We start from the raw sequence: 16,316 nt of genomic DNA on the forward strand, positions 1-16,316 counted from the left end.
TTTTCACTACCTAACAATGATAAAATACATCACGATCATTAACTGGATTGCCATCATCGTGCTGGGTGTGGTTGTGGTAGTTTCGCTGGTGTTTCCAACAAAAGGGGGCGATGCGGCCAGTAAAGGTATGGGCGAAGCTATTGTTTTGTTCGCTTGTATTGCGCTGGCTACGTTGCTGTTACTTACTATTTTACCATTTAACTGGTCGAAATATGTAGCATTTTCGATCATCATGCTTCCGGTGGCGTTTATACTGCTGAATAATGCCGGAAAAATGATAAAGGATTTGACGCGAGCCATTACGTATTCACAGACCGATTTTGATGGCTCCAGTTATTTTTCAAATCCGAAACAGAAGGCCCTCATGGCGGCTGTTTTTCATGAGGACGTATCAAAAGTAGAGCAGTTGCTACGTGAACCTGCTCCTTATATTAATGATCTGGATACCGAAAACGAACAGACAGTAATTGATTATACCGCAACGCACTTTAGTGAGTATAGCAGAAATTGGGCCTCAACGAAGCGTATTCTGGAATTGATGCTTGCTGCTGGAGCAACGCTAAACAGTACTGATTCAAGGCGAGAGTCGACGCACGTAGCGGCCATTCGAAATGCAACACCAGATATGCTGGCTTTTTTTCTGGAACATGGAGCCAACCCCAACGCAGTTGACGAGAATGAAACTCCCATGTTGTATCGGGCGATTCTAACAGGCGAAGAGGATGCTCTGAAAAAAGTGAAGCTATTGATCGACTATGGGGCCGATTGTAATGTGATTGCGACGTATGACCGAAACAGCCCGAATTTCTCACCCGTACTTTTTGCCGCTGCCTATGGCTACTGGGATGTTTGCTGGTTGCTCATTCAACGCGGTGGCGAGGGTCACTACGTTACGCCGAACGGCACGTCGTTAAAAACTTACATTGATCACTTCGACAAAGAATTTAAAGAACGTAGCGAAACGCCACCAAACTCATTCGAACAAGTGAAGAAGTTGATGAAGAATGAAAAATAGGGAGTTTTGTAAAGCATGATCCATTTCTATCGTAAGAAAATGCGTTTCAAGGATCTCCAGATTCGTTTTATGAGATTTTTCGCTTCGAAATTAGAGGGAATATTAGCGATTTTGCCTTAGAGATACACTAAGGAGCCACAGAGACGCACGGAGTTCTCTGTGGCTTTGGGGATTTATGGTGGGTTGCTACGTCGCTAAGGCTTCCAGTTGCTCGTTCACTAGTACCTTCCATCGATTAATTGGCTGATGGTTTAGAACTCTTTTATAAACCCAGCAATGTGATAAATATTAGTTAAAAAATATGGTGTGTTTGTGAGCTAAAAGTAAGCGTTATTGGTGTGAAGTTAAACGCATGGTCATTTACAAGGTAGATTGTCTTTAACACTGAATAGCTAGTGGTTCTTTACAAAGCGCACAGTAAAGCGATTGAGGGAATTATTGCTATCGCCATAGAACGATAAATTATGTGTTGAGCCTGCCACTTCCTGAATACTAACAGTTTTGCCATCTGCTAGCCAGAATTCCGCTAAGTCGCCATCCTGAGGGGGAGCATCCCGAAAACAGTAGCCCGTTGGATAGGCGTTGAAGCCCGATGCATTGCTACCGGCTTTGGTTCGCCAGCTCGTTGTGGAAAGTAGTTTCTGAATGGCATCCTGACGAGTTGCTCGGTTATTTTCAAGTACAATACCCTGATTTTGAGCTAGAACAATATAATCCTGCATGGTTGGAATTCGCCAGCCAGTAGGCAGTTTGATGGCTTTAACCTCCTCGAAGGTGTAATAGCGGCCATACTCAGGCTTTTCGCTTTTGGTGCCGTATGCCACTCCACCTTGTCCACTGTAATTGACGGTAGTCCATATCTGATTACCTATGGATTGTATTGAATACGCCCGATTACTAATCTGAACTGAATCGGCCTGTGGAGTCAGTGGGTTGTCTGAACCGGATTTACAAGATGCAATTATTAGCCAGCTTAAAAGCAGGATGCCCCAGGTACGAATAGCCGTAGATGGGATTAATTCGAGTTGCATTTCCATTATAATTTGCTGTTTGATAAGCCATTTAGAGCGAACAGAGGATTGCCCTACTATTCGTTCTGATAATGGGACAAACCTAGGTAACCTAAGCGATCAGGAGAAGATAAACCGTACTGAGTTGAGAGAAGATGGATTTAAAGCGGAAAAATCATGCGTGAATTGTATTTATAGCAAACTGGTATGATCAGATACAAATTCACTCTAATCTGGTTGAGCTAATCCGCTAACATCACTTGTTGAGTGCCTTTTCTAAAGTCTTATCGCCACTTGCCAGATGTTGAGTGTATAAGGCTTTTTGCTGTTCTCTCAACTATTCTGTTTTACAGTAGAGTGAGTAACGTTGGCATTACTTATTGCTACCAAAATATTTTTGACCAATTGTTGTTTACTCAACTTCGCCCATTTCTGCTCGTATCGCGCTGTTGACGAAGCGGATTTCGCTATACGTAACGCCGTTGCCAATATTTTGTACGAGTTCGGTGAAGGTGGCCGATGGAGTCGTTTCGAGGTGGGAGCGGATGAGCTGGATGCGGTCGGTTTGTAGAACGGCTTCAACGGATAACTCACCCCGGCCAATACATTGCGCCAGATGGCCCTCGATGGTCGAAACGGCAAAGCCACGCTCGGTAGCAATTTCGACGATGCTCTTGCCCGATTGAAACAAGGCCAATGTCTGCGTAGTAGAGGGAATTTTAGCTTCCTTTGGCTCTTTGACCTTTTTTTCTTTGACCTCTTTCGCTGGTTTCGGGCGTTCAAGGAAGTCTTTAATAATGGCCAGCACTTCCTGACCAAACTGCTTTGCTTTGGTTTTTCCGAAGCCTTTAATTGTTAGCAGTTCTTCAACGGTAGTAGGTCGAAGCTTGGCCAGCTCGGCGATGGTTTTCTGTGGTAAAACCATATAGCCCGACGTATCGTGTTCGCCCGCAAGATCGTTACGCCATTTCATCAACGCGCCGTATAACCCTCCGCGTCCAGTGCTGTCAGTGGTTGTAGCTGTTTCTTTTTCAAGGCGTTTACGTTCTGGCTGAAAGTCAAGCTCGGCATGATTGCGGGTCTGTAAATAAATCAATGCGTCAAACCCATTCTGGCAGCTTTCAAACGAGCGTAGTTTTACAAATAGCTCTTTTTCCAGTTCATCCAGCACTTCCAGTAGCGATTCACGTACCTGCTTGTTGTCGGAGTCGGTGGGGCAGCGGTGAAGGAGAGGCAGGAGTTCGCTGTTGAGCACCGTCTGGAAATAGGAAGCCGCTTTACGAATGCGCTCCTGTAACGTAGCGTTTTCTTCGGGTAAGGTTTCTTCGGCGAAGTAAACAGGGAGTTGCTGCTGAAATCGATTCGTTACGTTGCGGGCTTTGTTTTCCAGTAATTCTCTTAATTCAGTAAGAATAGGGGAACATTCCGCATCTAAACTACTCATGTGTTCGTTCACGACCCGGCGGCAGCGATACGTTAGCGAATTTGCCCGTTCGAACGAAAATAACTCCTGAAGGAGCACTTGCTGATTGGTACGTCGGGAATCGCGCAGGTGCTGCTCAGTGGGTGTTTGCTGCTGCACTTCGTCGTGAAAATCCTCAAGTGTCTGCTCGGTTTTGATACTATGCGACGGAATTGGCGAACGTAGCACCAGCCCATCCAGGGTTTTACAACGACTCAACGCTACGTATACCTGTCCGTGGGCGAAAGCCGACGACGCATCGATAATGGCTTTCTCGAAGGTTAGTCCCTGACTCTTATGAATTGTAATGGCCCAGGCAAGCTTAAGCGGAAACTGACGGAACGTACCAATTGCTTCAGCCTTAATTTCTTTGGTGGTCGGGTCGAGTGTGTACTTCAGGTTTGTCCAGTCGACAGGGAGTACATCAATCACATCGTCATTGTCTCCACATTTGACATAGATAATGTCATCGTCGATGTCGACAATCTGCCCGATTTTGCCGTTGTAATACCTTTTTTCGCGGGTGATGTCATTTTTTATGAACATTACCTGCGCGCCAACTTTCAGTTCCAGACTGGCTTCAGTCGGGTAGATGTTGGCCGGGAAATCGCCTTCAACCGTAGCTTCGAACGTATGTAAAGCCGTTGGAAGCCCCGTAAGCTTATTGCTGTTAATTTGTTGCGCAGTTGTATTATGCGTCGAAAGTGTAATGTAGCCTTCTTTGTCGTGGGGCGTAAAATTAGGGATATGCCGTTGGTTGAGATCGGCTAATTGCTCGCGGGTGATCCTTTTTTCACGGATACTGTTGAGCAGACTAATGAATCGCGCATCGGCTTGGCGATAAATATGGGTTAGTTCAATTGATACGTAGGGAATCTGACGTAGTGCTTTACTCCCGAAGAAGTAGCCCGTTTCGTAGTGTGGTTGCAAGAGTGTCCATTCTTCATCTCGAATAACGGGCGGTAATTGCTGCATATCGCCGATCAGCAACAGTTGTACACCGCCAAAAGGATGCCCATTGTTTCGATATCGACGAAGTACTTCATCAATTCCATCGAGCACATCGGCCCGAACCATACTGATTTCGTCTATTATTAAAAGGTCAAGCGTTCGGAGGAGCCGGATTTTGTCTTTGTTAAACTTGCGACTTTCACGTAGTGTCGATCCGGGTACCAGTGGCCCAAAAGGAAGTTGAAACAAGGAGTGAATCGTAACGCCACCAGCATTGATGGCTGCTACGCCCGTGGGCGCAACCACCGCCAGCCGTTTGGCACTTATCTGTTTAACCTGATGCAGAAACGTAGTTTTGCCTGTGCCGGCTTTCCCGGTCAGGAAAATATTTCGGTTGGTATGCAGTACAAACTGATGAGCAAGTTCAAGTTTTTCGTTGATGGGAGAATTCATAAAAAGCAGGCAACTAAACCATCAAAAGTACGCATTTTTGAGCGACTAATTTACATTCGTAGCACATAGATAAAGCCCGTAATCTGGCTGGATTGCGTAAACAGATCTCTTTGGGCAGCTCCAATTACGACCGCAGTTATTTTTTGAAGATTAACGCTGGTATATAGCCATTTTAACCACGTATTGCTTGTATTTTTGATCAGAACGTACAACCTGTCGATTACTTCCTGAATTCATGGCAGAAAAATCTCCCGTACTCAAAAGAGCATTAGGGCCTGTGCATCTATGGGCTATTGGCGTAGGTCTAGTGATATCGGGCGAATATTTCGGCTGGAATTATGGCTGGGGTGTTGCCGGAACGGTGGGTCTGCTGATCGCTACGTTATTCATAACGTTACTCTACATTACGTTCATTTTTAGTTTTACCGAACTGACAACGGCCATCCCGAATGCGGGTGGCCCGTTTGCCTATGCGTTGCAGGCGTTTGGCCCGTTGGGTGCGCTGATTGCTGGTTATGCTACGTTAATTGAGTTTCTTTTTGCTACGCCTGCCATTGCGCTGGCGCTGGGGAGCTACATTCATTTTCTGTATCCGTCAGTTCCGGTAGTCTGGTGTTCGGTGGGGGCATTTGTGGTTTTTACTGGTATCAACTTGTTGGGAATCAAAGAAGCCGCCTGGTTCTCACTGATAATGACCGTTATTGCCATTGCCGAACTACTATTGTTTATCGGTGTGGTTTATCCATATACCAGCCTCGATACGTTCCTGCATAATCCCATGCCATTCGGATGGGGGGGCGTTTTTGCCGCATTACCTTTTGCTATCTGGCTATTCGTTTGCCTCGAAGGAATCGCTATGGTTGCCGAAGAAGTCTCTGACACAAAACACGCCATCGCCAAAGGATATATTTCGGCAGTAATCACATTGGCTTTTTTGGCCATCACGGTTATGATTAGCGTGGGCGGTATCACAAACTGGGAAAATCTCGACCACCTCGATTACCCGATGCCCGAAGCGGTTGCTATTGTGCTCGGTCGTCAGAATCCACTAACCAAGTTTTTTACCAGTGTAGGTTTATTTGGGCTGATCGCATCGTTTCACGGGATTATCATCAGCTATTCCCGACAGATTTTTGCGCTGGCCCGTGCTGGTTATTTGCCAACTGGATTATCGGCAGTGAGCGGTGGACGACAGGTACCGGTTTGGGCGTTGCTAGTCGGTGCTACTTTTGGTATTATTGCACTGATGGTTCTGGATACCAGTAAGTTGGTAATTGCGTCGACTATTGGGGCAGTGGTGGTATACATTATCAGTATGCTTTCGTTGTTTCGACTTCGGCAAACGCAGCCTACGCTACCCCGTTCCTTCAGAGCACCGTTTTATCCTGTTTTTCCGGCAGTAGCCCTATTTCTGGCGGTTGTTGCTCTGGGCGCGATGGTGTATTTTTATAGTGAACTGAGTTTACTGTTTTTTGCCGGCCTGATCGTCGTGATGGGTTTGTTCCTGCTGGCACGTCGAATTAAAAATGGTCAGTTAAATTAAACGAGTAATGCCTTACACATATACCATTCGCGGCTTTACATATCGCTTCAACAACCTCAACGAATTGCTGGCGAAAGCGAGTCCGTTACGTTCGGGCGATACGTTGGCGGGTTTGGGGGCACAGAGCTATGAAGAGCGTGTAGCTGCTCAAATGGCGCTGGCCGAAGTACCACTCACTACGTTTCTGAATGAGGTAGTAGTCCCATACGAAACCGATGAAATTACCCGGCTCATCATCGATACACACGATAAAACGGCGTTTGGTTTACTACGTTCCTTTACGGTTGGCGAACTACGTGACTGGCTTTTGAGCGACGACGCTACGTCGGAACGATTGCGGGATGTATCGCCGGGGCTCACACCCGAAATGGTTGCGGCTGTTTCGAAACTGATGCGGAATCAGGACTTGATTCTGGTTGCCAAAAAATGTGAAGTTGTTACACAGTTTCGGAATACGCAGGGACTGCGCGGGCATTTGTCGGTACGTCTGCAACCCAATCATCCAACCGACGATGCTAAAGGAATTGCGGCCAGCGTGATTGATGGGTTGTTGTACGGCAGTGGTGATGCAATGATCGGAATTAATCCGGCAACTGATAGCCCGGCCGCTACGTCGCGTCTGCTTTGTATGCTCGACGAGTTGCGGGAGCGATTTGCCATACCTACCCAAAATTGTGTACTCAGCCACGTAACCACTACGTTGCAGCTCATCGAACGTAAATTGCCCGTTGATCTTGTTTTTCAATCGATTGCGGGTACGGAAAAAGCGAATGCCAGTTTTGGTATTACGTGTGCTCTCTTGCAGGAAGCCTATGAAGCGGGCCTTTCACTGAAACGGGGCACGTTGGGGCAAAACCTGATGTATTTCGAAACGGGGCAGGGAAGCGCGTTATCAGCAAATGCGCACCACGGTGTTGATCAGCAAACCTGCGAGGTTCGGGCCTATGCACTAGCTCGAAAATTCAATCCGTTTCTGGTGAATTCGGTGGTCGGTTTTATTGGTCCCGAGTATCTGTTCGATGGAAAACAAATTATTCGGGCCGGACTGGAAGACCATTTTTGTGGTAAACTGATGGGTTTGCCCATGGGCATGGACATTTGCTACACCAACCACGCGCAGGCCGATCAGGACGATATGGATACGTTGCTAACACTGTTAGGTGTAGCGGGCGTCAACTTCATTATGGGCATTCCCGGTGCCGATGATATTATGCTGAATTACCAATCGACCTCGTTTCATGATGCACTTTACGCTCGTCGTGTTTTGGGTCTTAAACCTGCTCCAGAATTTGACGACTGGCTGGTTCGGCAGGGAATTATTGATAATCAAGGGAATCGACTGTCGGAGGGCGTGCTCAAAAAACTGTCTACAGCCTTACTCCCCGCATGAACGAACCGAAACAAAACGTAGTGGAATCTGACGAATGGGAAAGCCTTCGTGCATATACCAAAGCCCGGATTGCGCTTGGCAAAACGGGTGTTTCAATACCGCTACGTGAATCGCTGCAGTTTAAGCTGGCGCACGCTCACGCGAAAGATGCCGTTTACTCGCAGATGCAGTTAGCCGATCTGGAACAGGATTTACGACAAACCAATCTACCCGTCGAATTCCTTCATAGTCAGGCAACGTCACGTGATACGTATCTGCAACGGCCCGATTTTGGTCGTTTACTGGCTAACGATTCAGCCATACAACTTCGGGCAAAGCAACATCCAGCTAGCGACGTCTGTATCATAATTGCCGATGGCTTGTCGGCAACAGCCGTGATGCGCTACGCCGGTTGGGTGGTACGTTTACTGGTCGATAAACTACGAGCGGTTAATTACACAATTGCGCCGATTCTGGTGGTTGAGCAGGGGAGGGTTGCCATTACAGATGCTATCGGCGGATTGCTACGTCCCCGGCTGGCGGTAATGCTGATCGGCGAACGGCCCGGCCTTAGTTCGCCCGATAGTCTGGGCGCTTACCTGACGTATGCACCAGAGCCGGGACTTACCGACGAACGCCGGAACTGTATTTCGAACATTCGGCAGGAGGGGCTTGCTCCCGAAAAAGCCGCTGATAAACTTGTGCAGCTTATACAGGCGGCTTTTCGGCTGCAAGTATCTGGTGTGGCGTTGAAGGAAGATGATGGACTCGATGGCCCTGATACGTATCAGGAATTGGGATTCAGTCTGGAGTGAATACCTGGTAATTAGCCATATACTTCGGTTTGCTTTGGCAGGGAAGAGGATTGACTACGTAGCAATCGCACACCAAATTGCCTCCCCCGTTCTTCGATGAAATGATAGGTGAAGGTCGAGATGAGTGTTGTTATAAAAACCACTACGATAAATTTCAAATTGAAGTTAATCACATTGGTAAGCGTGTTTTGAACTGGTATAAACTGTTCGGGCAAAATCTTATCCATCCAGAACAACACCCCAAAGTGCGTTAAATAAGCGCTGTAACTAACCTTTCCAATATATCTTGTAATCGGATTTACCAGCAACCAGATCGGCGATTTTGCTAAGCCGATGATGAGAAAGATAAACGCAATGCTGCCCCAGAAATGAATGGTACGCGGTAAATTGGGGATAAAGTGTTTACCTACTGTTTTGCTCAAAATTAGCAGCGAAAGAACCGTTAGTGTCAGGTATAACGTCCTTTTGGACAGGTGTTTATCTTTTCGAATCACTACGTAGTAAGCAATAATGCCGCAGCCGAATACGGGTAACTGATATGGTAAATAAAAAAACAGATAATGCGTCAGTAAATCGTCTGACTGAATAGTTGGAATCTGATGTAGCAATGCTGTTAACATATAGCCCGCCAGTAATGAACAGGCTGTGAAATTTACAGCCTTGTCGAACGTAGTGATCGTTCGGTACAAGTACGGAAGAAGTGCATAAAATAGGACTTCGATACCTACCGACCATCCGCCGGGAATAATGCTGTTGATCCACTCCGGGGATAAACCATGTACCATGAACGTATTGGCAATAATGCCAGAAGCATTTTCGGTTATAGTCAACGACAGCGATTGATTATGGTTGTACGACAGTTCCAGTAAATAATAACTCATCGCTACGTAATAAAGCGGAGCAATTCGGAAAAGGCGTCGAAGGTAGAAGTTTGGGATAGAATAGCTGGTTTTTTGGGTTTGGCCCATAGATAGAAATAGCGTAAAGGCACTTAACGCATAAAACAATTGTACGCCCATACCCGCAGGCGATCCCAGCGTGTCCATGAGTGAGTAAAACTCTGTCTGGCTGTAGTGATGGAGGTGACAATGGAACCAGATAACACCTAAAATGGCAATGCCGCGTAATGCATCGATAAATGGTAAATTCATTTTTTTATAAAACCGTCAGGAAAGATGTGGCTGGACAGTCGACCTTGTATAAGGGTAGGCGGAAAAAGGTGAGTAGAATTTGTTGTTTTTTTCGACGTTTGGGCCGGAAACTGAATTGTCTAAACCGCCGTTACGAATATAAAAACCTGCAAAACCTTCCTTTTTGAATGGTTGTTAGTTCTTTAAGAAAGGCAGATAAAATTTAGTACAACAACCGAAACCAGATGAATATTGGGGATAAAGTCCGGCTTTTACGGGCAAAAGAACAAGGAGTTGTGTCGCGCTTTTTACCGGGCGATATGATTGAAATTGAGATTGAAGATGGTTTTCGGATTCCGGTGCTACGTTCGGAACTGGTTCCGGTTTCGCCTGTTGAAGCCGAACGATTACTGAAGAATAACCCGTTCGACGCTCAGAAAACGGTTGCTCCAACAGCGTCGAAAATTCTGGCCAATCAGGGTATTTATCTGGCGTTTGTTCCGGTCAATGATCGGGAATATACCTTACATCTCATTAACAACACCGATTGGGAATTTCCCTATGTTTTGGGTGAAGAATCGGCTGCTGATGGGGGAGGAGTTCAGTTTAGGGGGCTTCAAGGTGGTGTTTTGAAAGCAAAATCGCAGCAGAAATTCAACGACCATTACCTGCATGCCGACTTTGAAAAATGGCCAACTTTTGTGCTTCAGGGGTTGTGGTTTCGAGCGGGTAAGATGACGTTACGTCAGCCATTGATCAAGCGCTTTAAAGCACGTGCCACTACGTTCTTCAAAGCCAAAACGACCATTCCGGTTTTGAATCAGCCGGGTTTTCTGACGCAACTGGATGCTGATAACTCGGAGTCTCAACTATCATCAGCCAGCACCAACCGTCCTGCAACGTCCAAACCGGTAACGCTACGTCCAGATGAATTGAAAGCCGAAATGCTTAAGCCCAAAAACGAACCGGAACAGGTTTCGATTGCTCGACCAAGTTCCGTTGTCGATTTACACGTAGAAGCCTTATTGCCCAATGGAGCCGGTAATCGCACACCCGCCGATTTACTGAAATTGCAGCTTCATACCTTCGAACGTACGATTGAAAATGCGATCGCCAGTGGTATGAGCGATATTACGTTTATTCACGGCGTGGGTAGTGGCGCCCTCCGAACCGAATTGCATAAACGGCTTGGCCAACATCCGAACGTTAAATTCTTTGAAGACGCTCAGAAACAGAAGTTTGGCTATGGTGCCACCAGGGTTACGATTAAATAAAACAGAATTTTTAGTGAACATTCACGACTGTTTAGTACAATCGCGATACGTAGTGAAGAACGCTACGTTGCCAAAATTTTCTTGTCTATCAATAGGGCTTTTTTGTGTATTCCTATGCCTTGCTTTATCTTGTCAGCCGCCCGGTAATCGACTGAACCCGAAGGCACCAAAGGAAGCTTATAACATCACTGAAATGGAAGTCCGAAATGAACGATTTTTATCTACGGTCCACGTACCGGTTTCCATTGCGTTAAGCGACGTAGAGCGGCAAATCAATACGCAGGTTACCGGACTGATTTATGAAGATAACAGTCTGGAAGACAATCACCGCGATCAGTTTATGGTGAAAGTCTGGAAACGGGGCACCATTCTGCTTAGTGCTGAAGACAGCCTGTTTCATATTACGGTACCGCTGAAAATCTGGGCTAAAGCTGGTGTTACGGTGCTGGGTTTCACGCAGTATAAAGAAACGGAGTTTGAGATCGACCTGCGGTTTAAAACTAAATTCGACCTCGACCCTGACTGGTCTGTTCATACCCATACGGAGGCCAATGGTTATGGATGGGTTCGCAAACCTACGGTAAGTATTGTTGGAATGAACGTGCCTGTTACCGGTATTATCGGTCGATTGATTGATAACAATCTGGGCAGTATAACCAAATCGCTGGATACACAGATACGTCGGAATGTTGATCTGAAAACACCCGTATTGAAAGCCTGGAATACGTTGCGGGAGCCGTATTTGATTTCGGAGAAATATCGGACGTATTTACAAGTTGTGCCGAAACGGATACTTATTACACCGTTACGTTTCGAGGGGCGGGTTATTCGCTCAACGATCGGGATTGAAGGGTATACACTCACTGCAACTGGAGCCAAACCTGAGGTGCATCCGGCTGTTTCGTTGCCCAATCTGGTAGTGGTGCCGAAAGTAAAAGACGATTTTCAGATTGGATTGCTGAGCGAAGCTACGTATCCGGAAGTGGCGCGCATTGCTGCCGAGGAGTTTGTCGGTAAATCATTTTCCTTTGCTGAGGATCGCTATCAGATTACGATTACCGGCATGGATTTGTACGGGCAGAACGAAAATCTGATCATCAAGGCTGGTTTGAAAGGTACCCTAAATGGCGATGTTTATCTGCGCGGGCGACCGTATTACGATGCCAAGAGCCAAACTATTTCGCTGAAAGACCTTCAGTATGACCTTGATACAAAAAATGTACTGGCCAAATCAGCAAGCTGGCTATTGAAAGGTACTTTTGCCCGAACGCTCGAAAAGCAGCTAACGATTCCGGTTGGTTCCCAGATTGCCGAAATGCAGAAGCTTCTGCAACAGCGACTTAAAAATAACCAGCTCACAAAAGGGGTGGTGATCAATGGGCAAATTGATGAGATAAAACCCGATCAGGTCTATCTCACTCCAACAGCCATGCTAGCTGTTGTGAATGCGCGTGGACGTATTGATGTGAAAGTAGACGGACTGTAGCTTATTGTAGTTTAGTTTTAATATAGCCTATAGCCTCTCGGTACAGAGTCAGATTTCGAAATCTGACTCTGTACCGAGAGGCTTTTGTTTACACCTCTAAAAGGAAGCTGGCCTAAATATGTATAAAAGACGAATAGAATAATAATAGTTAAATTTTGAAATTGTAATCGTAAAATATCGAGTAATGACATTTGTATAATAATTAGTGTTGCAATATCTTAAAAATTCAATTTAATATTTGGTTAGTTATATGATTTTTCAATTTTATAAGTAAAAATACTTATTTTTAATACAAATGTATTTATTTTAAAATTGTACTTTTTTATTATTGTAAGTTAATTCTAATACTTAATTAATAGAATATATACTTATTTGATATGGATTAATTTGATATAAAATTTTAATAAAAAGTATATATTAGGTATTTACTTCTATAATATACAAAAAGATCAAAATTATATTTTAACATCTTATAGGTGTATTTAAGGATGAATTATGTAATTTTTTTAATAAATTCTTTTGAGTTAAATTTTGCGAAATATACTTTTGATAAAACACGTCTTTCTTAACTTAATCTATTGTATTTAATCTATGAGACAAAAGTTACTATGGAGCTTCCTGCTGGTATGCTCGATTTGTACCATAAGCTGGGCTCAGGAGCGAAAAATTTCAGGCAAGGTGACCATGTCTGAAGATGGTAGCCCAATTCCTGGGGTATCTGTCTTGTTAAAAGGCACTAACGTTGGGTCGGTTACAGATAGCGAAGGGATGTATTCGTTATCGGCACCGGGAAAAGGCACGCTGATTTTCTCGTTCATCGGGATGCAGACCAAAGAAGTTGTGCTAGGGCCTGCAACAACCATTAATGTTCAGTTGGTAAGTGATACCAAACAACTGGCGGAGATTGTTGTAACAGGAACAGGGGTTGCTACTGACAAACGAAAACTGGCTATTTCGGTAGAGTCTGTTTCAGCTAAAGATCTTCCACAGGCTCCTTCAGCGTCTATTGATCAGGCACTTATCGGGAAAATTCCGGGCGCACAGATTACCAGCCGAAGCGGTACGCCCGGTGCCGACGTAAATATTCTGCTACGTGGTATTAACACCATTAACCGGGGAACGTCGCCTATGATTCTGATTGATGGTATTCAGATGGGGTCGACCAGCCTGCAAACCATCGATCTGAACTCGATTGAGCGTGTTGAGGTAGTTCAGGGTGCTGCGGCTGCTACAATCTACGGTGCTCAGGGTGCGAATGGAGTTATTCAACTGTTTACCAAAAAAGGAAAAAATGGCCAGTTGAATATTGACATTTCGTCGGGTTTTGCGCAAAATACGTATCTGAACGTGGGTGGTGTGAGTAAAGCTCAATATCATGCGTTTGCAACGGACGCCAGCAACAACATCATCGGATCGTCGGGCAAGCCCATTACGTTCGATGCGACGAATGGTATCTACACGGAGAACGTGCAGTATAACTCCATCGATCCAACGGCAACAAACAGCAAGCCGTATAATGCAAATCTACAATATCACGACCATTTCGCGTATTTCTTCAAGCCTGCCAATACGTTCAACAACAGTGTCGCCATTTCGGGCGGTAGTCAGAAGTCTGATTTTAGCCTGTCGGTGTCGAATAGTCATCAGGAAAGTAACATCATCAACAACGGGTTTTTCGATCGGAGCAACCTGAGCGCTAATATTGGTACGCAACTGGCTAAAGGCCTGACGATACGTTCGATTACGCAATTAGCTTATACGAAAAATACGCTGAAGTCGGTTGACCGTACGATCATGTACAATATGCTGAACGCATATCCGCTGGCCGATTTCTCACTTACCACCACCGACGGTTCTATTCCGCTGAACATGAATCAGACGATTGGTATCAACGCATCGAACCCTTCATATCGGCAGGCGTATAGCCGGAACAATGACAACACGGTTGACATAATTCAGAATTTTAACCTGAATTACAAGTTTCCGAAATACGTTGAGCTGGACGCTAAATATGGCCTGAATTACCAGACCCAAAACCGCGATCTGGAATTCTTCAACCAGTCGAACAATCCCAACATTAAGTACTGGCTGACTCAGGGAACAGCAAGCTACCTGTCGAACTACAACAGTAACAACACAGGTGATCTGACGAAGTATGTGAACAGCAAAATGTTCCAGAACTTTTTGGCTACCGCTACGTTTGTCTTCGACTTTAAGGAAGATTTCGCGTCAAGACTGCCAATTAAATCGGTTACACAAGCTTTGTTCGATTATCGGAACAGCAGTCTGAAAGAATACACTAGTGCCGCCCTGGGGCTACCTGCGGCTTACGCACCCTATAACGCGGCAAACACTACGTCATGGCGCGTGTATCGGGATTATCAGGAGCCGTTTATTACGTATGGCTACCTGATCAATCAGCGGTTTGAATATGGGGATTTCGCCGGAATTTCAGGCGGTTTCCGAAGCGATTACTCATCTGCGTTCGGTCAAGGTTCGAAACCGTTTACGTTCCCACGTGGTGATGCCTTTATTCGTTTATCGGCTATGCCATTCTGGCAAAATGGCAACGTAAATGGTTTTCTGCCCGAATTTAAACTACGGGCTGCTTATGGACAGGCTGGTATTCAGCCGAAACCGTTCGACCGCTACGTTACCATCACACCAACTACACTTGGAGCAAACACGGCGTTTTACTATGCAAACGGTCAGAGTAACCCGGCGCTGGGCGTAGAAGTTTCGGAAGAGATCGAAGTAGGAACCGACATGGTATTCAGCCTGCTGAAAGGATCGAATTGGCTGAACGGAATTGCGCTGGCTGCTACGTACTGGAATCGGAAAACCAAAGACGCTATCTATTCGGTCGACGTAGCACCATCAGTTGGTTTGGGTACGCTGATTGATAACGCCTTTACGTTAGGCTCGAATGGTATTCAGTTGTCGTTGAACTCGACCGTTTATAACGGTTCGGATCTGAAATGGAATACAACGGTCAACTTCGGTAAGCAAAGCTCAAAAATCATTTCGATTCGTGGCGGTGCGCCCGTTGTTGTGACGTCGAACGCTGGTAGCACCAACTACGTACTGAAAGCTGGGGAGAAAATTGGTCAGCTTTATGGTTTTAAATCAATCGGTAGCGTTGATGCCCGAGACCCAAGTGGCAATTACTTCATTCCACAGGCTCAGCAGGAGCAATATACGCTTGCCAGCAACGGATTTGTGGTGAATAAGGCGACGAAGCAACCTTTCTTCACGGCTGATAAGTACAGTTTCGGTGATCCAAATCCGAAATTCAACATGTCGTTTATCAACGACTTTTCGTACAAAAACTTCCTGACTTTCGGCTTCCAGTTCGACTGGGTTGCGGGTAATCACCTCTACAATCAGACGAAAGAATGGATGTATCGCGATGGTATTCACAGTGATTATGCAAACCCATTCACCATTGACGGTCAGACGGGTGCCTGGACGGCTTTCTATCGGGGTGTTTATGCGCAACGTACTGCTAACGGCACCAAAGATTATTTCTACGAAGATGCGTCATTCCTGCGGCTGAGAAACATTCAGATCGGACTTGATTTTGCCCGGCTGTTCAGAATTCCAGCAACGAAACGACTACAATTGGTACTTGCTGGCCGGAACCTCTGGACACTGACCAAATACACCGGTTTTGATCCTGAAATCAGCTCAGGTACGTCGAACTCGGCTTGGGACAGAGGAACGGATCATAGTACGATGCCAAACTTCAAATCGTATCAGGCCACCTTGAACATTGGTTTCTAAGAACACCATCGTAAAAAATTGACCT

The 16,316-nt window shown here is 45.7% G+C and carries 10 protein-coding genes; 7 read left to right on the forward strand and 3 right to left on the reverse strand.

Annotated features, from left to right (window positions below; translation table 11 throughout):
• The first annotated feature begins 16 nt into the window (after nt 1–16).
• Nucleotides 17–1,015, forward strand: a complete 999-nt coding sequence (locus ACYVD4_RS07180) for an ankyrin repeat domain-containing protein (RefSeq protein ID WP_460943887.1) — start codon at nt 17–19, stop codon at nt 1,013–1,015.
• A 392-nt stretch (nt 1,016–1,407) separates the two neighbouring features.
• Here ACYVD4_RS07180 and ACYVD4_RS07185 read toward each other — a convergent pair whose 3' ends face one another.
• Nucleotides 1,408–2,052 (reverse strand): FISUMP domain-containing protein, encoded by a 645-nt coding sequence (locus ACYVD4_RS07185; protein ID WP_460943889.1) that lies wholly within the window; start codon nt 2,050–2,052, stop codon nt 1,408–1,410.
• 385 nt (nt 2,053–2,437) lie between these two features.
• The gene (locus tag ACYVD4_RS07190; protein WP_460943891.1) at nt 2,438–4,891 is read right to left on the reverse strand and encodes a helix-turn-helix domain-containing protein; all 2,454 of its coding nucleotides are present in this window, start codon (nt 4,889–4,891) and stop codon (nt 2,438–2,440) included.
• Nucleotides 4,892–5,126: 235 nt separating this feature from the next.
• Here ACYVD4_RS07190 and eat point away from each other — a divergent pair, with 235 nt between their 5' ends.
• The 3 genes from eat to eutC are packed head-to-tail and all read left to right on the forward strand — an operon-like array spanning nt 5,127 to nt 8,618.
• Complete coding sequence (eat, locus tag ACYVD4_RS07195) at nt 5,127–6,434, forward strand: ethanolamine permease (protein ID WP_460943893.1); 1,308 nt, start codon at nt 5,127–5,129, stop codon at nt 6,432–6,434.
• Nucleotides 6,435–6,441: 7 nt separating this feature from the next.
• Nucleotides 6,442–7,824: an ethanolamine ammonia-lyase subunit EutB gene (locus tag ACYVD4_RS07200; RefSeq protein ID WP_460943895.1), complete on the forward strand. Its 1,383-nt coding sequence runs from the start codon at nt 6,442–6,444 to the stop codon at nt 7,822–7,824.
• Complete coding sequence (gene eutC, locus ACYVD4_RS07205; protein ID WP_460943897.1) at nt 7,821–8,618, forward strand: ethanolamine ammonia-lyase subunit EutC; 798 nt, start codon at nt 7,821–7,823, stop codon at nt 8,616–8,618. Before ACYVD4_RS07200 ends, eutC begins: the two co-directional genes overlap by 4 nt.
• An 11-nt stretch (nt 8,619–8,629) precedes the next feature.
• Here eutC and ACYVD4_RS07210 read toward each other — a convergent pair whose 3' ends face one another.
• Entirely contained in the window at nt 8,630–9,769 is a 1,140-nt protein-coding gene (locus ACYVD4_RS07210) for an acyltransferase family protein (protein WP_460943899.1), read from the reverse strand.
• Nucleotides 9,770–9,993: 224 nt separating this feature from the next.
• Between ACYVD4_RS07210 and ACYVD4_RS07215 the strand changes: the two genes are divergently transcribed.
• The 3 genes from ACYVD4_RS07215 (at nt 9,994) to ACYVD4_RS07225 (ending at nt 16,291) form a co-directional block, all read left to right on the forward strand.
• The gene (locus ACYVD4_RS07215; protein ID WP_460943901.1) at nt 9,994–11,022 is read left to right on the forward strand and encodes a Smr/MutS family protein; all 1,029 of its coding nucleotides are present in this window, start codon (nt 9,994–9,996) and stop codon (nt 11,020–11,022) included.
• A 193-nt stretch (nt 11,023–11,215) separates the two neighbouring features.
• The gene (locus ACYVD4_RS07220; protein ID WP_460943903.1) at nt 11,216–12,508 is read left to right on the forward strand and encodes a DUF4403 family protein; all 1,293 of its coding nucleotides are present in this window, start codon (nt 11,216–11,218) and stop codon (nt 12,506–12,508) included.
• A 591-nt stretch (nt 12,509–13,099) separates the two neighbouring features.
• On the forward strand, nt 13,100–16,291 hold the full coding sequence (locus ACYVD4_RS07225; protein WP_460943905.1) for a SusC/RagA family TonB-linked outer membrane protein: 3,192 nt from the start codon (nt 13,100–13,102) through the stop codon (nt 16,289–16,291).
• Nucleotides 16,292–16,316 lie beyond the last annotated feature (25 nt).

Source organism: Spirosoma daeguense (genome assembly GCF_054776875.1).

Excerpts from the sequence above, each read along its gene's own strand:
- ACYVD4_RS07225 (WP_460943905.1), top strand. The coding sequence starts at position 13,100 with ATGAGACAAAAGTTACTATGGAGCTTCCTGCTGGTATGCTCGATTTGT.
- ACYVD4_RS07210 (WP_460943899.1), bottom strand. The coding sequence starts at position 9,769 with ATGAATTTACCATTTATCGATGCATTACGCGGCATTGCCATTTTAGGT.
- eutC (WP_460943897.1), top strand. The coding sequence starts at position 7,821 with ATGAACGAACCGAAACAAAACGTAGTGGAATCTGACGAATGGGAAAGC.
- ACYVD4_RS07185 (WP_460943889.1), bottom strand. The coding sequence starts at position 2,052 with ATGGAAATGCAACTCGAATTAATCCCATCTACGGCTATTCGTACCTGG.
- ACYVD4_RS07220 (WP_460943903.1), top strand. The coding sequence starts at position 11,216 with ATGGAAGTCCGAAATGAACGATTTTTATCTACGGTCCACGTACCGGTT.
- ACYVD4_RS07190 (WP_460943891.1), bottom strand. The coding sequence starts at position 4,891 with ATGAATTCTCCCATCAACGAAAAACTTGAACTTGCTCATCAGTTTGTA.
- ACYVD4_RS07200 (WP_460943895.1), top strand. The coding sequence starts at position 6,442 with ATGCCTTACACATATACCATTCGCGGCTTTACATATCGCTTCAACAAC.
- ACYVD4_RS07215 (WP_460943901.1), top strand. The coding sequence starts at position 9,994 with ATGAATATTGGGGATAAAGTCCGGCTTTTACGGGCAAAAGAACAAGGA.
- eat (WP_460943893.1), top strand. The coding sequence starts at position 5,127 with ATGGCAGAAAAATCTCCCGTACTCAAAAGAGCATTAGGGCCTGTGCAT.
- ACYVD4_RS07180 (WP_460943887.1), top strand. The coding sequence starts at position 17 with ATGATAAAATACATCACGATCATTAACTGGATTGCCATCATCGTGCTG.